The organism is Bacteroides sp., from assembly GCF_019417265.1.
Lineage (GTDB): Bacteria > Bacteroidota > Bacteroidia > Bacteroidales > Bacteroidaceae > Phocaeicola.
In genome coordinates, this window is the sequence record NZ_DXVR01000013.1 from 24,675 (window position 1) to 47,186 (window position 22,512).

Genomic DNA, 22,512 nt, shown 5'->3' on the forward strand with positions numbered 1-22,512 from the left:
AATATACACTATTTATGGAATTTAGCAATAAAGATGTACGCCGCACAGAGAAAATGAAACTGAAAAGACCAGGACTACTTACTCAGATTATAATAGCCATAGTGTTAGGTATCGGAGCTGGTATCATATCACCTGCCCTGCCTGTAAGAATATTCGTTACGTTCAACGGACTGTTCAGCGAATTCTTAGCATTTATCATACCTCTCATAATAGTGGGACTCGTGGCTCCCGCCATTGCGGATATCGGCAAGGGAGCAGGAAAGATGCTTGCCGTGACAGCCCTGTTGGCTTACGGAGCAACACTTTTCTCCGGGTTTATTTCATACGCTGTGGGTGAGACTTTCTTCCCGATGCTGATAACAAGGGATATTCCGCTCTCGGAAATCAGTGAGGCAAACGGAGTGATACCCTTCTTTACGATAGACATTCCCGAACCGCTTAACGTGATGACCGCACTGATTATGGCTTTCACCCTTGGATTAGGAATGGCAAACCTTAATACCAGCTATCTGAAAAATGCTTTTGTGGATTTCAAGGAGATTATCGTAAAGACCATCCAGAAGGTTATCCTCCCACTGCTGCCTATATATATCTTCGGTATATTCTTCAATATGACGCATTCAGGCCAGGTTTTCCATGTGCTGAGTGTATTCATCAAGATTATAGGAATAATCTTCATCCTTCACATTCTTCTGCTGATTTTCCAGTATGTAATAGCAGGAGTTATTGCAGGAAAGAATCCGTTCAGAATGCTTGCGAATATGATGCCGGCATATTTCACAGCCCTTGGTACACAATCATCGGCAGCCACTATTCCTGTCACACTGAAACAGACTGTAAAGAATGGAGTGAATGAAGATACCGCAGGATTCGTCATTCCTCTATGCGCTACGATACACCTTTCGGGAAGTACGATGAAGATTGTGGCATGTGCCCTCGCACTGATGATGATGCAAGGCATACCATACGATTTCAGAATGATGTCGGGATTTATCTTTATGTTGGGAATAACCATGGTTGCCGCTCCGGGAGTGCCCGGCGGAGCTATTATGGCATCTTTGGGAATACTGTCATCAATGCTCGGATTCGATGATAACGCCCAAGCACTGATGATAGCACTTTATATCGCCATGGACAGCTTCGGCACGGCATGCAATGTTACAGGCGACGGTGCGCTGGCAGTTATTATAGACCGCTGGTTCAGGAAGAAAGCTTAATTCCTGACCAGATACAATGAATCGGTGATGCAGGCAGGAAGTTCTTCCTTATAATGGGTAACCATAATCATGGTTTTGTCGTTTCGGTGGCAGAATGTTTCTATCACATCCTTCACCAGACGACGGTTGTACAGGTCAAGTCCGTGAAGCGGCTCATCGAGTATCAGAAGCTCAGGGTCTTTCACGAAAGCACGTGCCAGAAGTACAAGTCGCTGCTCACCGCTTGACAACTGAAGGAAACTCCTGTCTGCCAACTGCTTCACTCCGAATATATCCATCCAGAACAGACACACTTCCCTATCCTCTTCCTTCGGACGCTTATAGAGTCCTATGGAATCGTGCAGTCCGCTTGCCACAATGTCTATGGCAGGAATATTCTTCAGATAGGCTCTATGCATCTCAGGGCTGACGTAGCCGATATGTTTCTTGATTTCCCAAATACTCTCGCCACTGCCTCGCTTGCGGTCGAACAGAGTGATGTCGCAGGCATAGCTCTGTGGATTGTCTGCACAAACCAGACTCAGAAGTGTTGATTTACCGGCACCGTTTTCACCGCTCAAGGCCCATTTCTCCCCACACTTCACTGTCCAGTCAAGTTCACGGAGAATAGTTCTTTCGCCATAGCGGATACTTACCTTATTCAGTTTAACTACATTGGCTGCCTTATACAAATTGTCCTTGTAAGGCATATCGATTATGGCCTGACGCTTTTCGTCGGAAAGCATCTTTTCCGGAACACAGACACCCTGATACTCGGAACGTGGAAGTTTCTCACCACATATCATATTCTCAACCGTTATCACATGAGTGATGAAGTCCGGAATATCGTCCGATTTGGAAAGTACAAGGATAACCTGAAGCCCTATCACCTTGATAAGCTCAGCCAAAAGCGACTTCAGCAAATCGCGCGTACCGGCATCAAGTCCGATAAAAGGATTGTCCATGATGAGGACTCTCGGTCCTGAGAGTAAAGTCTTTGTAAGCTGGAATTTCCTCAACTCACCGCTGGAAAGAAGTATGATTGGTTTCTGCAGCATTTCTTCTATTCTGAACAGAGTATAAAGACTTTCTTTCAGGTGTTCGTCCTTACACTGTGGAAGAAGATCGCCCACCACAGGAATATTCTCCATATCCTGAGAGTTCCATCTCTGCTGATAGTAATAGCTGCCATCAGCATCACCATACGAATCGCGGAAAGTGATGTATCTGAGATTGTCCGATACAAGATTTGAACTTGAAGGTGAGAAATCGTATTCCACCTCATTCATCAGCAGAGGATATTTACCTGTTATAATATCTATAAGAATACTTTTACCTCCACCGTTTGGACCTACCACAGCTAATTGCTCACCGGCATTCAGGCAGAAATCCACCGGCTTACCCATCCTGTACAGAGGATGACGGGTAACGCCATTTGATACTGAAATAACTCGTTGTTGCATTGTAATTATAGTTGTTGGTTGTTAGATTTTCTTCACCACCTTATCAGGATTCTTGGCAATAAAATCTTTCCACCCCGAATAAGCCTTATGGGTTTCCGGACGTCCCATCTGCAGATAATGACAATATGCAGCTCCCAAGGCGTCTGTGGCATCCATAAACGGTCCGATATCTTCTTTTCTGATTTTAAGCATACGTCGCAGCATATCCGCTACCTGTTCCTTGCTTGCCTGACCGTTACCGGTAATGGCCATCTTAATCTTCAGCGGAGCATATTCAGTAACAGGTATGTCGCGGCACAGAGCCGCCACGATAGCCACACCCTGCGCCCTGCCTAACTTCAGCATGGACTGTACGTTCTTTCCGAAAAACGGAGCCTCAATGGCAAGCTCGTCCGGCAGATATGAGTTTATCACTCCCTGCACACGCTCGTAGATATGCTTGAGTTTCAGATACGGGTCGGTAAACTTACGCATGTCTATCACGCCAAGAGTAACAACCTCGGCTTTGGTGCCCACAACCTTTATGACACCATATCCCATAATGTTTGTTCCGGGGTCAATACCAAGAATTATCTTTTCCTTAACAGGCTGAATCACTTTATTACCTCCATCAAAGTAGGAAAACCTATTATCTTATCCTTGAAAATCTTTGTCATCTCCTCATTCAGACGGGCACCGCACTTGGTATGCCAGCTGTGAAGCGTAGCACTGTCTTCAACCTCCCACTGGAGCGAGAAACACTCACTGTCCTGCTCTTTATGACTCAGAATACGCAGGATACGCGGATTGCGTAACTCCCCTGTCTTCTCAGCTTCAGGAATATAACACTCGTTCAGCCAGATAACGAAATTTCTGGCATCATTCATCTCAACATGAAAAGTAGTATTGTAAATAAGCATAATATGTAATATTTATTGGTGCAAATATAGTGCAAACCGAGAGAAGTACAAAGTGAAAACATGGTTTTCAACTTTTAATTCAGAGGTGCAGCCTATCTTAGGAGAAAGATAAGAATTTATACAGAATTTACGGAAACATTAAAAATAAATAAACATACTATGCTGACGTTAAATCAACTTTAACTATTTTTGCACACATTATCGCGAAATGCGTACATATTTGATATGGAATTAGACAACAGCTTTATAGAATTAATAGAGAAAAGCATAAAACAAAACTGGGACGGGAACGCACTGACAGACTACAAGGGAGTGACGCTCCAATACAAGGATGTAGCAAGAAAAATCGAGAAAATGCACATTCTGCTCCAGCATGCAGGAATCAAGTCTGGAGATAAAATAGCTATCTGCGGACGTAACAGTGCCAACTGGACGGCAGTTTTCTTAGCCATTATTACATATGGCGGAGTAGCCGTACCTATACTTCATGAATTCAAGCCGGACAACATTCACCATATAGTAAATCACTCTGAATCAAGAATGCTGTTCGCCGGCGACCAGATATGGGAGAACCTGAACGAAGCATCCATGCCTGACATAGAAGGTATAATCGAACTTAAAAACTTCGACCTTGTCGTTTCACGCTCAGAGAAACTTACCTACGCAAGAGAACATCTTAATGAAGAATTCGGAAAGAAATATCCATGCCGTTTCAGAGCAGAACAGGTGTCATACAGGAGAGAAAATCCCGAAGAACTGGCAATCATAAACTACACATCCGGTACAACAGGCTATTCTAAGGGAGTTATGTTGCCATACAGAGCCATCACCTCAAACATTTATCATATCCATAATAAGGTTGGACTGAAATCGGGCGACAGAATAGTTTCAATGCTTCCACTGGGACACATATTCGGTCTTGTGTTCGACTTCCTTTATGGTATCACCGTAGGAGCACATATCTGGTCCCTCACACGTATGCCGAGTCCGAAAATCATAGCAGAATCGTTTGCAGAGATTCGTCCGAGGATAATAGCATGTGTACCTCTAATCGTAGAAAAAATTATCAAAAAGAATATACTTCCGAAGGTAGACAATACTCTCGGCAAGATTCTTCTGGACCTTCCTATCATAAGCGACAAGATAAAGGAACAGATACGACATCAGGCTATGGAAGTATTTGGAGGCAACTTCATCGAAATAGTCATTGGTGGAGCACCGTTCAACGCCGATGTAGAAGCATTCCTAAGAAAGATAAATTTTCCTTACACGATAGCATACGGTATGACAGAATGCGCACCCCTCATCTGTCATAGCAGATGGGATGAAATTGAGTACCAGTCATGCGGAAAGACTGTGGCCAATATGGAAACAAAAGTGCTGTCCGACAATCCTGGAGCCATTCCCGGTGAGCTTGTTTGCCGTGGAGCAAATGTTATGTTGGGATATTACAAAAACGAAGAAGCTACTTCGCAGACAATCGACCACAACGGATGGCTGCATACAGGTGACATGGCTATCAAGGATGCAAAAGGCAACATATATATAAAAGGAAGATGCAAGAATATGCTCCTTACGTCTACCGGACAGAACATTTACCCAGAGGAGATAGAGGCCAAGCTGAACAATATGGCATACGTCAATGAATCGCTTATCATACTGAAAGGTGAGAAACTTGTCGCACTGGTATATCCTGACAGCGATGACGCTTTTGCACACGGACTGTCGTTATCACAACTGGAAGAAGCCATAGAGCAAAACAGAATAGAACTTAACAAAACTCTTCCTGCATTCTCGCAGATTTCAAAAGTCAAGCTATATCCTGAAGAATTTGAAAAGACTGCCAAGAAAAGCATCAAGAGATTCTTATATCAGAATATAGATGGATAAAATTAAAGAAATACCTGTACTGCTGCTTACAGGATATCTGGGAAGCGGCAAGACCACATTAGTCAACAGAATTCTTTCAAATAAAAAAGGTATCAGGTTTGCTGTCATAGTAAACGATATAGGCGAAGTAAACATAGATGCCGAACTCATACAGCGTCAGGGAGTTGTAGATATGAACGACGACAGCCTTGTGGCCCTGCAGAACGGATGTATCTGCTGCACTCTGAGAACTGACCTGATAGAACAGATTCTCGGAATCCTCAAAACAGAGAAATTCGACTATATTGTTATAGAGGCAAGCGGTATCTGCGAGCCGGAATCCATTGCAAATACCATATGTTCTATCCCACAGTTAGGCGGAGCATACACCAAGTATGGCATCACACGCCTTGACTCTGTGGTAACAGTGGTTGACGCACTCCGCATGAAGGACGAGTTCTGCTGTGCCGAAAGTCTTACAGACAAGAATCTCGCTGAGGACGACATAGAGAATCTTCTTATACATCAGATAGAATTCTGTAATATAGTTTTACTGAATAAAGCCTCTGAAGTAAGCCCTGAGGAGCTTGAAACCATACATCGTATTGTAAAGACACTTCAGCCGACGGCAGAGATTATAGAATGCGACTATGCAGATATCGACCTCGACAGAATAATTTCAACTTCGATGTTCAGATACGAACATGTAGCAGCATCAGCAGGATGGGTACAGGAGCTTGGCAAGCATGTAACGGAAGAAGATACAGACAGTCATTGCCATCACCACCATCACGATGAGGAATGCCACTGCGGTCATCATCACCACCATGACGGAGAATGTTCATGTGGGCACCACCATCACCACGAAGGGGGCGAAACAGAGGAATACGGCATAAGCACACTTCTGTACTTCAGACGTGCCGCATTCGACATGAACCGTTTCGACTACTTCATTTCGTCAAGATGGCCTAAGAACGTGATACGTGCCAAAGGTGTATGCTACTTCAGCGACCAGCCGGAAATGTCGTACCTCTTTGAACAGGCAGGCAAGCAGAAACAGATTTCCGAAGCCGGACTGTGGTATGCCACTCTGCCGGAAGCCGACATCAAAAGACTGATGGAACAGGAACCCGGACTGATGAGGGACTGGGACGAAAAGTACGGCGACAGAATGCAGAAAATAGTATTCATAGGGAAAAATATGGACAAGGAACAGCTCATCAAAGAGCTTGACGCATGCCTTGTGAAAGAATAAACTTAAACTAATATCCACACATCACATGGAACAATTCAGCAAGATGATAGCCTCTGCCATGAAACTACAGGAGCACAGGGTGGAAAACACTCTGAAACTTCTTCAGGGCGGAGCAACCATACCGTTCATCAGCCGATACAGAAAAGAGGCTACAGGAGGTATGAACGAGGTGCAGATAAGCGAAATAAACGACAGATACGAGAAACTGTGCGAACTTGCAAAACGCAAGGAAACCATCATTTCCACCATAGAGGAACAGGGCAAGATGACTGCCGAACTGAAGAACAGGATTGACAACTGCTGGGGCTCTACAGAACTGGAGGACATCTATCTCCCTTTCAAGCCAAAGAGAAAGACGAGAGCCGAGGCTGCACGTCAGAAAGGACTTGAACCGCTTGCAATCATCCTGATGATGCAGCGCGAAAACAACCTTATGGCAAAGGCTGCTCAGTTCGTAAAGGGTGAGGTAAAGGACGAGGAAGACGCACTGAAAGGTGCACGCGACATCATCGCCGAACAGGTGAACGAAGACGAAAGAGCAAGAAACCAGATAAGAAATATATTTACACGTCAGGCCATCATCACAGCCAAAGTGGTGAAAGGCAAAGAGAAAGAAGAGGATGCTGCAAAGTATCGCGACTATTTCGATTTCAGCGAGCCGCTGAAACGCTGCACGTCACACCGTCTGCTGGCAATCCGCCGTGGCGAAGCCGAAGGAATCCTTAAGGTAACAATCTCACCGGAGGAAGACGATGAATGTACCGACAGACTCGAACGTCAGTTCGTAAGAGGCAACGGAGAATGTTCTGCGCAAGTGGCCGAAGCGGTAAAGGATGCTTACAAACGTCTGCTTAAACCGGCTATAGAAACTGAGTTCTCAGCCATCAGCAAAGAGAAAGCAGATGAAGAGGCCATCCGTGTATTTGCGGAGAACCTGCGCCAGTTGCTTCTGGCTCCACCATTGGGACAGAAACGTGTGATGGGTATCGACCCGGGATTCAGAACCGGCTGTAAGGTGGTATGTCTGGATGCTCAGGGAACATTGCTCCATAACGAAGCAATATATCCTCATCCGCCTAAATCGGAAGAGGCACTGGCAGCAAGAAAGATTGTGAAACTCGTTGAACAATATAAGATAGAGGCAATCGCCATAGGGAACGGAACAGCAAGCCGTGAGACAGAACGTTTCGTAACGTCACAAAGATACGACCGTGAAGTACAGGTGTTCGTGGTGAGCGAAGACGGTGCTTCCATCTATTCGGCATCGAAAACCGCACGCGAAGAATTCCCCGATTACGACGTAACTGTGCGTGGAGCTGTATCTATAGGCCGCCGTCTGATGGACCCGTTGGCAGAGCTTGTAAAGATTGACGCCAAATCAATCGGTGTAGGACAGTATCAGCACGACGTTGACCAGACTAAGCTAAAGGAGTCGCTCGACCGTACAGTAGAGAGTTGCGTAAACCTTGTCGGAGTAAACCTGAATACGGCGAGCAAGCATCTGCTTACATACGTGTCCGGACTTGGTCCTTCACTGGCTCAGAATATTGTGGACTACAGAACAGAGAACGGACCTTTCGCATCACGAAAAGAGCTTCTGAAAGTTCCCCGTATGGGTGCCAAAGCATTTGAGCAGTGCGCCGGATTCCTTAGAATACCGGGAGCAGACAATCCGCTTGACAATTCTGCCGTGCATCCTGAAAGCTACGCCATAGTGGAGAAGATGGCAAAGGACATGAAATGCACCGTTGCCGACCTGATAAAGGACAAGGAGCTGAGAGCTAAAATCGACATAAAGAAATACGTTACAGATACCGTAGGCCTCCCTACCCTGAACGACATCATGAAGGAACTGGACAAACCGGGAAGAGACCCTCGACAGCAAATCCAGGTGTTCGAGTTCGACAAGGATGTAAAAACACTTGACGACCTCCGCGAAGGAATGGAACTGCCGGGCATAGTGACGAACATTACTAACTTTGGCTGTTTCGTGGATATAGGTATAAAGGAGAACGGCCTTGTACACATCTCCCAGCTTGCCGACAAGTTCGTGAGCGACCCTACCACAGTGGTCAGCATACACCAGCACGTACGCGTAAAAGTAATGGGTATAGACCATGAGAGGAAGCGTGTACAGCTTACGATGAAAGGACTCAGTAAAGCATAAACATTTATATACAGAAATTCCCCCGTGTACATTGCAATAGATACACGGGGGGAATTTTTATATCCGGAAACAGTTATTTCTGAACGCTTCGTCATTTAATTTAAAATTCTTCGTTTCTTTAATCCAAACGACGAAGCATTTTAAAAAAGCCGCCTGGACGAACGAAATATATAAAATAGTATCTTTGCATCCGACTTGACAAAAACAGACTTTACAGTATGGAAAACGAAACAATACACACATGCGTGGACTGCGGAACGCAGAACTGCAAATTCAAAGACCGTACATACCCGGATTTCTGCCTTACTACGGCACTGACTGACGAAGACCGTCAGTGGGCACTCGAAAGATATGACGAAGTCAACAACAGGCAGATAATGATTGCCAGTGCCGAAGTGGAATACGAGGGTTACTGCCAGTGGACCAGAGTACAGGAAATAATGGAGTTCGCACGTAAAATAAACGCAAAGCGGATAGGTATAGCCAATTGCATAGGACTGATAAACGAGGCACGTATATTCGCCAAAATCCTGCGTGCAAACGATTTTGAAGTCTATTCCGTTATATGTAAGGTGGAAGGAAAGGCCAAATCATCGATGGGAATACCGGCAGAATGTGAAAACATAGGTCCGGCAATGTGTAACCCAATAATGCAGGCACGCCTGCTGAACAAGGCTCAAACAGACCTTAACGTAGTGATAGGTCTGTGTGTGGGACACGACAGCCTGTTCTACAAATACTCCGACGCTTACGTCACTACACTCGTAACAAAAGACCGTGTGACAGGTAACAATCCTGCGGCAGCTCTATACACGGCAAACTCATACTACAAGAAAAAGTTTTTCCAGAACGGGAAGAAGGAATAACCTTCTTTCCGCCGGAAAACGATACACGAAACAGAATGTCCCGAAACGCATAGTGATGTAAAATTAGTCAAACATTTGACTAATCCGGGAAAAAGAATTAATTTTGCGGCGCAAATGCAAAAACTTAGTCCGATGAATCAAGACGAAAAGATTACGTCAAGGGCATGCATCCTGCAGTTAATCCGCACACGTATGGCATCGCGCCAGGCCATGCAGAAACTTCTGAGAGAATCAAATGCGGGAATAACATTCGAGATGCTGCAGATAATGAGTTGCCTCTGGAGCGAACAGGGCATTCATGTCGGAACCTTACATGCTTATGCTGCAAAAACAGACTGAACTGGCACAGAACAATGTCAGGATGGTGAAAGCCGAGAAAATGCCGCAATTATCACTCACAGCGTCGAACACACTGGCAAGACCAGTCTTAAGGACAATGGCCGACATGTATAACAACAACCGGAACATCGGGCTGTCATTGAGCTACTCGCTGTCGTCGCTATACAAATACCGTCACCGCATGAACGAGGCTAAACAGGGCATAATACTTAGCCGGAATGCCGAAGAACAGCAGAAACAGAACATACGAACAAGCGTAAAAGCCGCACTGCTGAAACATCACGAGGCTATAGACCGTGTGGAGGCACTGAAACTGTCAGTAAGGCAGGCAGAGGAGAACTACAGGGTAATGAACAACCACTATCTCAACCAGCTTGCCATACTTACCGACCTGCTCGATGCCGACAACCTGCGTCTGAACGCCGAGCTGCAGCTCACTACGGCACGTACACGGGTGATTTACACCTACTACGAACTGCAAAGAAGCATAGGAAACCTATAAGATACGAATACGAACAATACAACAATCATACATTGAATCATGTCTGCACTTTATAAAAAATACCAGCGTCTGAGAAGGCAGAAACGCCGCAACATAATACTCAATACCGTATGCCTCATGATAGCGGCATCAGGACTTCTGTGGACAATAAACTATTTCTGGAGATACATAAACTACGAGATAACGAACGATGCATTCGTTGACCAGTATATCGCACCGGTAAACGTGCGTGTATCGGGCTATATAAGCGAAATACGTTTCAAGGAACACCAGTACGTCAAGGAGGGTGACACTCTCGTGATACTCGACAACAACGAATACCTAATCCGACAGGAAGAGGCACGTGCCGTCAATGGTAGTCACCGCACTGCTGGCATACCATTATGACTGGAAGTATATGTATTATTTCATGATGATTCTGCTGCTTGTGGATATTCTTTCCGTGATAATCTTCCTGCGCCATGACCGTCCCTCAAAACCGGTACATCTGAGCGAGCTTCATCTGCGTGAGATGATGATTATAGCTACCAGCATCCTTATGCTGATATACGTCATCACCTACGGAAAGACTCTGGACTGGATGGCATCTTCACGGATATGTACCTATATCGTCATCGGTCCGCTGCTGCTGGCACTTTTCATCTGGGAGCAGTTTCATTCCTCAAAGCCGTATGTAAGTCTGAAACCGCTGTTCCAGTGGAAAGCCATACTGGGATATTTCTACATGATGCTGATAATGTTTTTCAGTACATCCACCACCCTCCTCACGAGCTATCTCACCACCATACTTAAGGTGGACAATACCCACAGTTATACGCTTTACATATGGCTTCTGCCGGGATACATAGTAGGCGCCATAATATGTTTCTGGTGGTTCCGCTGGCAGAGATGGCGTTTCAGGTTCCTCATAGCCGGAGGAATGGCATGTTTTGCCTTTTTCTTCGGTTCCATGTATTTCACCGTCTCGCCAGACAGCACATGCGAAATGCTGTTCTTCCCACTGTTCATGCGCGGGCTGGGGATGCTTACACTTATAATAGCATTCGCCCTCTTTGCCGTAGAGGACTTGCCGCCTAAATATCTGCTGTCGAACGCCTTCTTCCTGATTACGTTCCGTTCGGCACTGACTCCGGTCATGGCATCCGCATTCTACAGCAATGTACTCTACCGCCTGCAACAGGAATACATGGTGCAGCTGTCGGAGAATATCACCCTTACCGACCCTCTGTCGGCATCACGATATACCTCTGCACTCACTGAAAACCTGCAACACGGATATGGCATAAACGAGGCTACACAACTGGCGACAAACACCATGAACAGCATATTGCAACAGCAGGCCACACTTTTGGCACTGAAACATATGCTCGGATGGCTGTTCTTCATAACGCTCGTAATAGCCATAGTCTCACGCTTTATTCCTTTCCATAAGACAGTACGTGTACCTGTAATCCATACAGGCGAGGATATGGTATAAAAAGGCTATTCAGTCACCGCCACTTTTATCACTCCGTCCAGACGGTTTTCGAAGATACGGTAAGCCTCTTCTATCTCGCTCAGAGAGAAACGATGCGTAATGAGAGGTGTAGTATCAATCTTCCCTTCCGAAATAAGGCGGAGTATCTCCTCACAGTCGCATCCGTCCACTCCTCCGGTCTTGAATGTAAGGTTTTTTCCGTACATGTCAGGCAGAGGAAGCACCTGCGGCTTGTCATAAAGAGCCACTACAGTAACTATCGCATTTGGACGGGCACATTCCCATGCCAGTCGGAAGGTATCTTCCGCTCCCGCCACTTCCAGTACCACGTCGGCACCTCCATGAGCGGAATTATCCTTTACAAATTTCATACAGTCTTCCGGCTTTACCACCAATACACCCGGATAATGCCTCTTTACGAAAGCTATCCTCTCGTCCGATTTCTCACACACTATTATTCTCTTCGGATTTTTAAGCATCGTGCATATCAGCGTACATATACCCGTAGGTCCTGCACCTATTATAAGCACAGTGTCGTCACTCTTTATTTCCGAGATACGTGCTGCCCAATACCCCGTGGCAAGTATGTCGCCCACGAAAAGGGCCTGCTCGTCGGTAACATTGTCCGGTATCCTGTTCAGCCCCATATCGGCATGAGGCACACGCACATACTCAGCCTGTCCGCCGTCTATGCGGCATCCCAAAGCCCAGCCTCCGTCAGGGTTCTCACAGTTATTTACATACCCGTTTTTACAGAAGAAACATTCTCCGCAATAAGTCTCCACATTTACCGTCACACGGTCGCCCGGTTTCACATTCGTAATGGCACTTCCGGTTTTCTCTACCACTCCCACCATCTCGTGCCCTACAGTTATACCCGGAACAGCACGCGGCACACTGCCATGCTTTATATGCAGATCGCTCGTACAGATACTGCCCAGTGTCACACGTACTATGGCATCCTTCGGACTGACAATTTGCGGCACAGGTTTTTCCCACATTTCAAACCTGCCTTTTGATATATAAGTATATGCTTTCATGTTTATTCTCCTTTCAGTAATAATTATTGACAGTAACACATTTTAAATCCTGCTATCCACTACCTCCACCGTACTGCGTGTCTGGTCTATACGTCTGACTTTCACCTGTACGGCTATTCTCTCCTTCAGTCCTTCCACGTGACTTATTATACCCACACGCTTGCCGTTCATGCTCTGCAGCTTCTCCAGCATATCCATCACCGTATTCAGAACCTCGCTGCTCAGTGTACCGAACCCCTCGTCTATAAACAGCGTATCTACAGAAAGGTTCCTCCTGTTCAGCGACGACAGAGCCAGCGCCAACGACAGCGAAACCAGGAAGCCCTCACCGCCCGACAGAATATCCACCGGCCCATGCGCATCATTCTGATACATATCCATCATGCGTATGGTCAGCGTTCCCGGCTCACAGTCCAACCTGTATCTTTTGTTCAGTCGTCCGAGATATCCGTTTGCCCTGTGCAGCAAGTCACTCAGGATGAAGCTCTGGGCTATCCTTCTGAAAATCTTTCCGTCGCCCCCACCGAAAAGTTTGTTCAGTGTTTCGCATTCAGTAAACGTTTTCATCAGTTCCTCTTCCCTGTTTTTCTCAGCCTTGAAACGCTCCGCATTCGCGGCATCAGTCCTGAGCTGCTGGTCTATGCGTCCCATCTCTGCCAACAGTTCATCGGTAGCCTTTCGCTGCTCATCAAGGGAAATCTTCAGACTCTCAGCCTCATCACCATCAGCAAGCGATGCCGGACGAGCAGCCATATGCCCCTCCAGTTCCTTCTTTTTCGCATCCAATATACCGGCCGCACTCTTCGCATCCGATATCTTCTTCTCGTGCATTTCCCTGATATCCTTCAGCCCCGTCACGGATGTCAGATACTCCAGACGCTGCATATCGATATCCTTCTCGGCAGAAAGAAACGATTCGATATCCGCCTTAGCCTTTCCTGCCTTTTCGCGTTCGGCAGACAGCGATGCACCCAAAGCCCTTACAGTCCTGTCAAAAGAGTCGCACATATCTTTAAGCCCCTCTGTAGGAACAGCCTCCGTTACCTTCACTGCACCCCATTCAGGCCACTGCGCCGATACCGCTGTAAGTATTTTTTCCACATTCTCCAATGCCGGCATAGCCTTCGAAAGATGCTTTTCCGTCAGTGCCAATTCCTTTTCCCAGGCATAATAACTTGCAGCCCCTTCGGTTACCGCTGCTACCAATACCCCTGCATCATCCTCCCATTTCTTCCTCCATCCCTCAATGTTAATCATCGTTCCTGCATCGTCCAAAGCCTTCTCCATAGTCTTTCCGTCCATATCCACAATAGAGTTTATCCTCTCCATCTCCTTCCGTGCAGACGAAAGCTCTTCCTTAGCCTTTTCCGATACCTTTCCGGCCCTGTCCTGCTCCTTTCTCAGCAGAGAGAGATTACGCGCCAGTTCGGACAAAGCCCTATTACCTTCATTTATCTTTTTCTGGATTTCCTGCAGTTCGCCCATCCTTGCAGACATCTGTTCCTTCCTCTTCTCCACCCCGGTTTCCACAAGTTCCGTTTCCACCGCATCACCATCACCATAAGCCACAGCCATACGTCCGCACTCGTTCCTCACCCTGTCTGCCATCATCCTCACTCCATCACCCGCTGCAGTCCTCTCGACCTCTCTTACAGCCAAATCCTTCTTCAGTTTCTCAACTATCATTGCCGTTCCATTGCACAGCGATACCGTTTCCCGCAGCTCCTTATCCAGTGCCGTCACCATCTGTTCAAGCGGTTTCAGCCTTTCGCTGCACTCCTCGTCGGACACAAGACTCTCAATCCTCTGTCCGCACACCGGACACACATCACCCACTGAAAGTTTTGCCCTCAGATTCACGGTCCATTCCTTCATCGACAGTTCCACACTGTCATAAGCCCTTTTGGCATCATTATATCTCCTTGCTATTTCCTCCTGTTTTGCCGTAAACGCCGAATATTCCTCCTCACGCTTCCTATGCTCCACTTTCAGAACATCAATCTCCCTGTCTATACGCTGCAATGATGCATTCCCGTTCTTCAGTTCAGCGATGTAGCCCGAAAGAACATTCAGAGCGTCCTTCTCCGCATTCAGTCTGTGCACCTCGCCACTCACCTCATCCGGTTTAAGCATCTTCAGTGCAGAGTCCGCCTTCTCATATTCCTCCTCTTTAAGGCCTACAGCCCTTACAGCCACCTCTAAAGTTCCGGCCGCTTCCGTACAAGCTTTCTCCAAGGCAGGCATCCTGTCGGCAATCCCTTTCGCTTCCTTCCTGTTACCGAGAATCCTTTGCGAAGCCTCCGAAGCCGAGTTCAGCAAAGCCTCAATCTTCTGCGCATTGGCATACATAGACACGTTCGCCGCTTCCGACTCCATATTCCTGTTTAAGGAAACTATATACTCATTCTTCCTGTCTATCCAGTCCTTCAGGCCGTTTCTGCCTTTACATAAATCTATATATCTTAGCTTCAGTCCTTCCGTCTCATTGTCAAGTTCAGAAATCCTTCGTTCCGCATCCTTCAGCATCCTTACGCTGTTTCTTGCCGGTTCAGTCCTGTCCATTTCAGATATAAGCCTTGCCTCATCCCTGAAGCTGTCAGAATTTATTACCGCCTCACAGTCCCTTACAGCACTTTCCGCCACAGACAGTTCCTTGTCTATCCTCGTCTTTCCTTCAATCCATCTGATGCAAGAATCCAGACGCACAGCCTCCGCATCCAGAGCCTTTTTCTTCTCTGCCGAAGCCTCCAATTTCTCTCTGAGAGCGTCCCTTTCCTCCTGTTTCAGAAGAACAATTCCTGCCGTCAGACTCTTCTGAGCCACATATTCCGCCTCTTTCTCCTTCTTTATCTCCTCTATCTTCTTTCCTATCTCAGAGTAGATACCCGTACCTGTCAGTTTCTCTAAGATTTCCGATTTCTCGTCATCCTTACTTTTCAGAAACTGAGTGAACTGTCCCTGCGCCAACATCGTAGTACGGCAGAACTGCTCAAAGTCCAGCCCTACAGCTACTTCAGTAATCCTCTTCACCGCATCAGCATTCCGGAGTGTCACATCGCCCCATGTCAGAGTCTGTTCCGGCGAGGTAAGCTTATTGTTCCTGTTCCTCCTCACCTGCCATACCGCCTCATACTCCAATCCGTCCGTACCCGTAAACCGGAGCACAGCCGAAGCCTGACGTGCCCCATGCCTGAGCAGGTTGGAAGTATTTCGGGCAGTTATATTATCCGTTCCGAAGTTCGATTTCGTACCAGAAGCCATATTCAGCCTCGGAGTAGTGTTATACAAAGCAAGGCAGATAGAGTCTAAAATCGTAGACTTTCCCGCCCCCGTATCACCCGTGATAAGAAAGACAGAGGCATCGCCTAACGATCCCCTGTCAAAATCAATCTCTGCCGACTCTATCGACGCGATATTCTCTATTATAAGTTTAATAAGTTTCATACCTCTTCACAGCCTCCCCAATCATTTCCGACATACGTTCCGGCATATCCTCGCCGAATCTCGCCCTATAGAATCTCTGTGCCACATCAATAGGTGTAAGCTCCCTGAACTCGTCATAAGTCACAGCCGTAGCATCCGCCACAGCCTCCACCTCCGGCCTGGTAATCTTGCAGTAGCAGTACGCCGCACGCTTCCCTTCCAGTGCCCCGGCTATCTTCTCCATATAATCGGCCGGCATAGGTTCCCGAAGAAGAATATTAAGCCTTACATAACACTCCTCTTCATCCCCAATAGCCGAAAGCCCGTCCAGAGCCTCCTGAAACGCGGAAGGCACAGCAGGTACAGTCAGCATAGGACGCACATTCTTTATTCTGATTTCCCTTATTTCCGGTTCGCGTCCCCTCTCCACAGTCACGACAGAAACCGAGTGCGGATAATTCTCGTCAAAGCTGACAGGAACAGGCGAGCCCGAATATCTTGCCACACCATCTCTCCCTTTCAGAGTCTGCGGATAATGTATGTGCCCCAATGCGATATAGTCATATCCCGTTCCAAGCTCCTCCTGCGACACCTCGCCTATACCTCCCACAGTGTCCGCCTCCTGCCCCTCAAAGTTGCAGTTCGCCACCGTCATATGCGCCATCATCACCACCGGCAGTCCGTCCGTATTTATATCCTTCACCCTCTCCTGCAAGGCCTTGAAGAACTCACACCTGCGCTTGTCTTTCGGACAGTCCTCGTCCATCAGCGGATAATTCTGGTCGAATATGTGAGGCACAGCCACCACATACCCCTTAGTCACCCCACCGTCATCCTTTATACCGATGATATGCCTGTCCAGGTCTACCGTTCCGTCCTTCTTCTCCAACTGACCGATAACCCTCACCCCTGCCATGAGCCACAGTTCGCGTCCCAGCTCCAACATCGCCTTGCTGTCATGGTTTCCGGCTGTCACCACAACAGCCATCTCCGCGCATACCGAATGCATACCTAACAGAGCCTTGTAATACATCTTCTGCACCGAAGTAGAAGGATTCGTACGGTCATAGATATCCCCACAGACAAGAAGAGCATCCGGCCTTTCCTCCTCCACAATATCCCTGAGCTGCTTCAGGAAAGCCTCATGCTCCACCGTCCTGTCATGTTCATATAAAGTATGTCCCAAATGCCAGTCGCTGGTGTGTATAATCTTCATAAAATCCCTATTCCATTATTTCAATCACATATCCGCCATCGAACGTACCATTCTCCGGCAGATACTGAATCCAGTCCTTATCCTTATATTCTCCTTCAAAATTCATTCTGTCGCAACGTCCGTACCACGGCTCAATGCATACAAACGGAGCATTCTTTCCCGGAGGCGACCACAGTCCCACCACAGGCGCATCGAACAGCAGACGGAGCACAGCCTTGCGCGAGTTGTCATAGAGAGCCACCTCACCCACCTGTCCGTTTTCCAATATCAATGCATCACCATCGAAAGTAGAAGTATCCATAGGCAAAAGTCCGTCCTTCAATTCCAGAGGATAGCGCACGTCAGTATTCGCACACCCCTTGTCGCCAATCAGGATATATTCCAGCCCCTCTTTTCTGTCGAATCCGAAGAAACCGCGTTCCTTAGTGTCAGCATCATATCCCGGAAAATAGAAAGCCGGATGCGCTCCAATCTGGAAATACATATCCCCCTTGCCGGTGTTCTTCACCCTCCACCTCACATGAATCTTCTTCTGTTCAATTCTGTAGCCTATCTCAAGACAGAAACTGTAAGGATATTTCTTGTGAGTTTCCTCATTGTCCGTCAGCCTGTACCACACCTCGTCATCCTTCAGACTCACAAGCTGAAACTTCATATCGCGTGCGAAACCATGCTGTCCGAGCAGATAAGTCTCACCGCAGCATCTGTATGTATTGTCCCACACCCTTCCCACAATAGGGAAAAGTACCGGCGAATGTCTGTTCCAGTAAGCAGGGTCAGCCTGCCACAAATACTCCTTTCCGTTACACTGTAAGCTGCAAAGTTCGGCACCATCGGCCGACACCATTATCTGCAGTTCGCTGTTCGATAATTTTTCCATGTGTATGAGTTTTTAAGTTTTTGAGTTATTGGTTTTTAGTTCCATTCATAAAGTTTCCAACAACCAAGAACCATTAATTCTTAATTTTTAATTATTATTCTTCTCCAGCAGTTCTACCATCTGTACATAGCCCTGTTCATATATCTTGTAAGCATTTTTCAGGTCAAAGGTACTGACTTCATCTATCGAGTCCACCTCCAGCAGCAAGTCACACAATTTTGAATCCTCAACAGCATTCTGCTTGAACATAAACTGATAAGAACGTACAGCCACATGCAGGACGTTGTCCTCATATTCCTCCACCATTTTTGGAGAAACATTCACCCCTATAACCTTACGACACAAGCCACGTATCGGAGAGACCGGGAAATTCTTAAACAGTCCTCCGTCCACATATCTCACCCCGTCTATCTTTATAGGTTTGAACACAATAGGTATTGTACACGAAGCCAACACCCTTGGAACAAGTTCACCCTCGGTAAATACCTTACACAGTCCATTATCAAAATCAGCAGCCACTGTATATAGCGGTATTTTCAATTCCTCAAGTCTCTTTACCGGGAATGTTTTCTCCATAAATTTCCTGAATCCGTCATACTTAAGGAAAGACTCTTTAGGCAAAGTAAAGCTTAGAAAATCCTTTACGTCATGCTTCATAAACATCTCCAGAATCTCCTTAGGCTTAAATCCGCAAGCATAGAAAGCCCCTACTATGGCTCCCGCACTCGTTCCGGCTATTATATCCGGCCTTATACCCTTCTCTTCCAGTGCCTGCAAAGCTCCGAGATGGGCAAATCCCTTTGCTCCACCACCGCTGAATGCCAACCCTATGTCATAAGGATAGTGTTTCTCTATATCGTTTTTCTCTTTCTTGATTATTTGATTTTCCATGTTGTTCGGTGTTATTAGATTCTACAAAGGTAAAAAAATCGTTGGAAGATTATTCTATTTTTCCCAATTTCTTGAGGCGACTTCTTATTGCGCCCTGTGTACGTTCAAATATATCAGAAAGCAGACTGATGCTTTTACCCTCGTCATACATACGGCAAAGCAGTCTGTCTGCTTCATCATCCCATGGAACATAAGCATTTCCGTGTTCGCTTCTTTTCTGTTCCACAGTATAGGCTTTCTTCTTTTCAGGCTTCGGCACTTCTATAGTTTCATTTTTCAATGGAGCAGCATTATAATTCTGCTTGTTCGGTATAACACCCCTTACCCCACCTTTAGGGTTAGGCACATCCCCCTTATATCTTGGAATAACGTGCATATGCACATGAAATACAGACTGACCGGCAGCCTCATTCACATTTATTCCTATATTGTAGCCGTCAGGATGAAACCTTTCATCTATTTTCTGTCTGACATACTGAAGCATAACATTCATTGCTTCCCTTTCATGGTTAGTCAAATCGAAATATGAAGCAACATGTCTTTTAGGGATAATAAGAGCATGCCCCGGAGATACAGGATAGCCATCATAAAATGCCACACAAGTAGCTGTTTCGCATATTATTTCAACACGCCTTGACAGCCTACAGAACGGACATCCATTTTCTACCGTTCTTGGCAACTTATTAAAATGATTATACTGATATAATTCATAACTTGAATTACATTCCAGACTCTTGAACGGCAACCTTACGTTACACTGATAAGTATATTGCCTATGGATAGCATGCAGTCTGAATCCCTCTTCCTTAATATCCCTTCTCACTGCAAAATAAGCAGTCCCGTTAGGTTCAAGCAAATTTGTTACATTCATCATCACCTCTGCCTGCGCATACGGTTCAAGCACATTGAGCACATAATTACAGATTATGGTATCAAACTTCCCCTCTGGATAGTCTGGCCTGTAATAATAATCATATCCAGTGATATCATATCCCTGTTTATGTAACTCATCTGTATCAAAACCGTAGCCACAACCGAAGTCTAAAATTCTTCCGTTCAGCAAGTTATGTTCCTTCAGAAAACGAGTCGGCACAGACAAACTTGTTCGTCTGATTGCCGTCAAATAAGGATGATTTATTTTTTCCATAATATCAGTATTTCCAGGTTTCAAATCCCATATTTAAAGCTATCTGATTCATAGGAGTAAACGTACGCTCAAAGATATTAAGAAATTCCACGTCACTCATATTTACCAATTCATTTGCAGTATAACCCAACGAGATAAAATCTTCAAGTATTTTCGATTTCTTATCTAATTTTATAAAGGTTTTAAGTCCGTGTAATTGCATTGAAGCCAATTTAGGAAGATATATATTCAAATCCGGCAACCGGTTGCTTTTCGATGAATTAATACTCCCATCAGCAGGAATCAGATTCCAAAGCAAATCATGCGAAACAAAGCTCCACGGTATAAAATGGTCAAGTTCATATTCATTTATATACAACTCCCGTCCTGTATAAATACAGCTCACAGGCCCCGAAAGCCTTATTATATCATTCCAATAATGATGTTGTGCAGTCAGACTATTTCTAATCTCAGGTCTAATCAACTTATTTGGTATAGCAGGAACATTCGGATTTCTTGCCTGAAGAAATAAAGTAAGATTCCAGTAAGCAAAATCCATCAGCACATTGTAATGCCTGTGCAGGAAATCATTCCATTTTGGATTGATATTGATATAAAAATCTGTCCCTTCTTTATGAATGGAATACAGACAATCATTCTCTAACATCTGTGAACGTCTCACTATTTCTCTATCAGTTGATGAACCAAGCCATGGACTCAAGAATTTGTAAGGCACATACGATGTAAGCGTGCGTAACAGTTTCTTAACAAAAGGACTCTCATTATACGAGTTTATACTTTCTACAACTGATTCCACTCCTGCATCAATAGGAATATTAATTTCCTTATGAAGTTGATTTACAATCCCATATAATGAATCTGATTTTCCAAATGACAATTTGAAATAATGTATCGGATACCATGCATTGGCAACCATTCGCGTAACAATATCCCATACGTTTATATTTAAGTTCTCTGTCTTTGCATGAATCTGCATAATTGACAGAAACCAGAAATATTTGTATGTGGCTGATGTACTATCGAATATTTTTCCTATTCGGTTGGTGGATAGTATGTTATGTTCTTTGATGTACATGATTTTTTATTAATAATATTACAAATGCAAACTTATAAAAAAATGTTATTATTTTAAACTATAATCCGTATGTTATTAAATCAATAGCAGACCAGACCTATAATCATTTCAGGTCTAATCTGCTATCAATACCTTACCAAGTAATAATCTTATCAATTATAGCCTGTTGTTCACTGCTACTTCTCCTCAAGTAAATACGAGTTGTCTCAATACTCTCATGCCCCATTAGGTCGGCAAGTAAAGATATATCATTAAACTTCTCCAAAAAGTTTTTTGCGAACCGATGTCTGAAAGAATGAGGATAAACAACTTTTTCATTCATACCATATTTATTGGCATAATTCTTAAGCTGCTGAGATATACCACGGGTAGTTATTCTTTCTCCAAATCTATTCAAAAAAATATAACCAGAACTTCTTTTTTGTTCCTCCAACCAAACTACGGCTTCTTGTTTAAGTAATTTAGGAATATATATCCTCCTAATCTTACCACCTTTAGTATAAATATCATAATACCCCAAATAAATATGCTCTACCTTCAATTGAATGAGTTCACTCACTCTTGCACCGGTAGCAGCCAAAAAACGAACAACAAAATACCATGTTAGATTATCTTCCATTTTCAGTTTTTTCTTTAAGAACTGATAATCTGCATTAGTAATTACATTTTCCAAATAAGAACGTTGTTGCACCTTAATAGATTTAAGGCGAAGTTTTTGCTTACCCATATATTCAAGATATTTGTTAATAGCTTTAACTCGCTCTAAATTGGACTTTGATTGAAAATCAAGAAGTTGGGCGTTTGCCT

The 22,512-nt window shown here is 45.2% G+C and carries 16 protein-coding genes and 4 pseudogenes; 9 read left to right on the forward strand and 11 right to left on the reverse strand.

Annotated features, from left to right (window positions below; genetic code table 11):
• The first annotated feature begins 53 nt into the window (after positions 1–53).
• Positions 54–1,217 (forward strand): dicarboxylate/amino acid:cation symporter, encoded by a 1,164-nt coding sequence (locus QZ379_RS03140; RefSeq protein WP_291558324.1) that lies wholly within the window; start codon positions 54–56, stop codon positions 1,215–1,217.
• On the opposite strand, the gene QZ379_RS03145 is transcribed toward QZ379_RS03140, so the two are convergent.
• Genes QZ379_RS03145 through QZ379_RS03155 form a run of 3 tightly spaced genes read right to left on the reverse strand, consistent with a single transcriptional unit; the run spans position 1,214 to position 3,558 of the window.
• Positions 1,214–2,659, reverse strand: coding sequence for an ATP-binding cassette domain-containing protein (locus tag QZ379_RS03145; protein ID WP_291558294.1), 1,446 nt, complete (start codon positions 2,657–2,659; stop codon positions 1,214–1,216). The genes QZ379_RS03140 and QZ379_RS03145 overlap by 4 nt on opposite strands.
• Positions 2,660–2,680: 21 nt before the next feature.
• Complete coding sequence (gene ruvC, locus QZ379_RS03150) at positions 2,681–3,256, reverse strand: crossover junction endodeoxyribonuclease RuvC (RefSeq protein ID WP_291558296.1); 576 nt, start codon at positions 3,254–3,256, stop codon at positions 2,681–2,683.
• Positions 3,253–3,558 (reverse strand): DUF4286 family protein, encoded by a 306-nt coding sequence (locus QZ379_RS03155; protein ID WP_291558298.1) that lies wholly within the window; start codon positions 3,556–3,558, stop codon positions 3,253–3,255. The genes ruvC and QZ379_RS03155 overlap by 4 nt, the downstream gene beginning before the upstream one ends.
• Before the next feature lie 225 nt (positions 3,559–3,783).
• Here QZ379_RS03155 and QZ379_RS03160 point away from each other — a divergent pair, with 225 nt between their 5' ends.
• The 8 genes and pseudogenes from QZ379_RS03160 to QZ379_RS03195 form a co-directional block, all read left to right on the forward strand.
• Positions 3,784–5,448, forward strand: coding sequence for an AMP-binding protein (locus QZ379_RS03160; RefSeq protein WP_291558300.1), 1,665 nt, complete (start codon positions 3,784–3,786; stop codon positions 5,446–5,448).
• Positions 5,441–6,682 carry a GTP-binding protein gene (locus QZ379_RS03165; protein WP_291558302.1) on the forward strand — a complete coding sequence of 414 codons (1,242 nt, stop codon included), beginning with the start codon at positions 5,441–5,443 and terminating at the stop codon, positions 6,680–6,682. The genes QZ379_RS03160 and QZ379_RS03165 overlap by 8 nt, the downstream gene beginning before the upstream one ends.
• Before the next feature lie 25 nt (positions 6,683–6,707).
• Positions 6,708–8,849 carry a Tex family protein gene (locus QZ379_RS03170; RefSeq protein ID WP_291558304.1) on the forward strand — a complete coding sequence of 714 codons (2,142 nt, stop codon included), beginning with the start codon at positions 6,708–6,710 and terminating at the stop codon, positions 8,847–8,849.
• A gap of 218 nt (positions 8,850–9,067) precedes the next feature.
• Positions 9,068–9,715, forward strand: a complete 648-nt coding sequence (locus QZ379_RS03175; RefSeq protein ID WP_291558306.1) for a DUF1847 domain-containing protein — start codon at positions 9,068–9,070, stop codon at positions 9,713–9,715.
• Between the two features lie 132 nt (positions 9,716–9,847).
• A pseudogene (locus QZ379_RS03180) lies at positions 9,848–10,012 on the forward strand (MarR family transcriptional regulator); the annotation flags it as partial.
• A pseudogene (locus QZ379_RS03185) lies at positions 10,005–10,556 on the forward strand (TolC family protein); the annotation flags it as partial. The pseudogenes QZ379_RS03180 and QZ379_RS03185, both read left to right, overlap by 8 nt.
• 39 nt (positions 10,557–10,595) lie before the next feature.
• A pseudogene (locus QZ379_RS03190) lies at positions 10,596–10,904 on the forward strand (biotin/lipoyl-binding protein); the annotation flags it as partial.
• Between the two features lies 1 nt (position 10,905).
• Positions 10,906–12,033, forward strand: a pseudogene (locus QZ379_RS03195) (MFS transporter); the annotation flags it as partial.
• A 5-nt stretch (positions 12,034–12,038) separates the two neighbouring features.
• On the opposite strand, the gene QZ379_RS03200 reads toward QZ379_RS03195, so the two are convergent.
• The 8 genes from QZ379_RS03200 to QZ379_RS03235 form a co-directional block, all read right to left on the reverse strand.
• Positions 12,039–13,073 (reverse strand): alcohol dehydrogenase, encoded by a 1,035-nt coding sequence (locus QZ379_RS03200; RefSeq protein ID WP_291558309.1) that lies wholly within the window; start codon positions 13,071–13,073, stop codon positions 12,039–12,041.
• A gap of 42 nt (positions 13,074–13,115) precedes the next feature.
• Positions 13,116–16,517: an AAA family ATPase gene (locus QZ379_RS03205; RefSeq protein ID WP_291558311.1), complete on the reverse strand. Its 3,402-nt coding sequence runs from the start codon at positions 16,515–16,517 to the stop codon at positions 13,116–13,118.
• Positions 16,504–17,712 (reverse strand): exonuclease SbcCD subunit D, encoded by a 1,209-nt coding sequence (locus QZ379_RS03210; RefSeq protein WP_291558313.1) that lies wholly within the window; start codon positions 17,710–17,712, stop codon positions 16,504–16,506. Before QZ379_RS03210 ends, QZ379_RS03205 begins: the two co-directional genes overlap by 14 nt.
• Before the next feature lie 7 nt (positions 17,713–17,719).
• On the reverse strand, positions 17,720–18,592 hold the full coding sequence (locus QZ379_RS03215; RefSeq protein WP_291558315.1) for an aldose 1-epimerase family protein: 873 nt from the start codon (positions 18,590–18,592) through the stop codon (positions 17,720–17,722).
• Positions 18,593–18,679: 87 nt separating this feature from the next.
• Positions 18,680–19,483 (reverse strand): patatin-like phospholipase family protein, encoded by an 804-nt coding sequence (locus QZ379_RS03220; RefSeq protein WP_291558317.1) that lies wholly within the window; start codon positions 19,481–19,483, stop codon positions 18,680–18,682.
• A gap of 49 nt (positions 19,484–19,532) precedes the next feature.
• Positions 19,533–20,630, reverse strand: a complete 1,098-nt coding sequence (locus QZ379_RS03225; RefSeq protein ID WP_291558318.1) for a bifunctional class I SAM-dependent methyltransferase/HIT family protein — start codon at positions 20,628–20,630, stop codon at positions 19,533–19,535.
• Between the two features lie 4 nt (positions 20,631–20,634).
• Positions 20,635–21,705 (reverse strand): HNH endonuclease domain-containing protein, encoded by a 1,071-nt coding sequence (locus QZ379_RS03230; protein WP_291558320.1) that lies wholly within the window; start codon positions 21,703–21,705, stop codon positions 20,635–20,637.
• A gap of 133 nt (positions 21,706–21,838) precedes the next feature.
• A partial coding sequence (locus QZ379_RS03235; protein ID WP_291558322.1) for a tyrosine-type recombinase/integrase occupies positions 21,839–22,512 on the reverse strand: 674 nt, incomplete at its 5' end.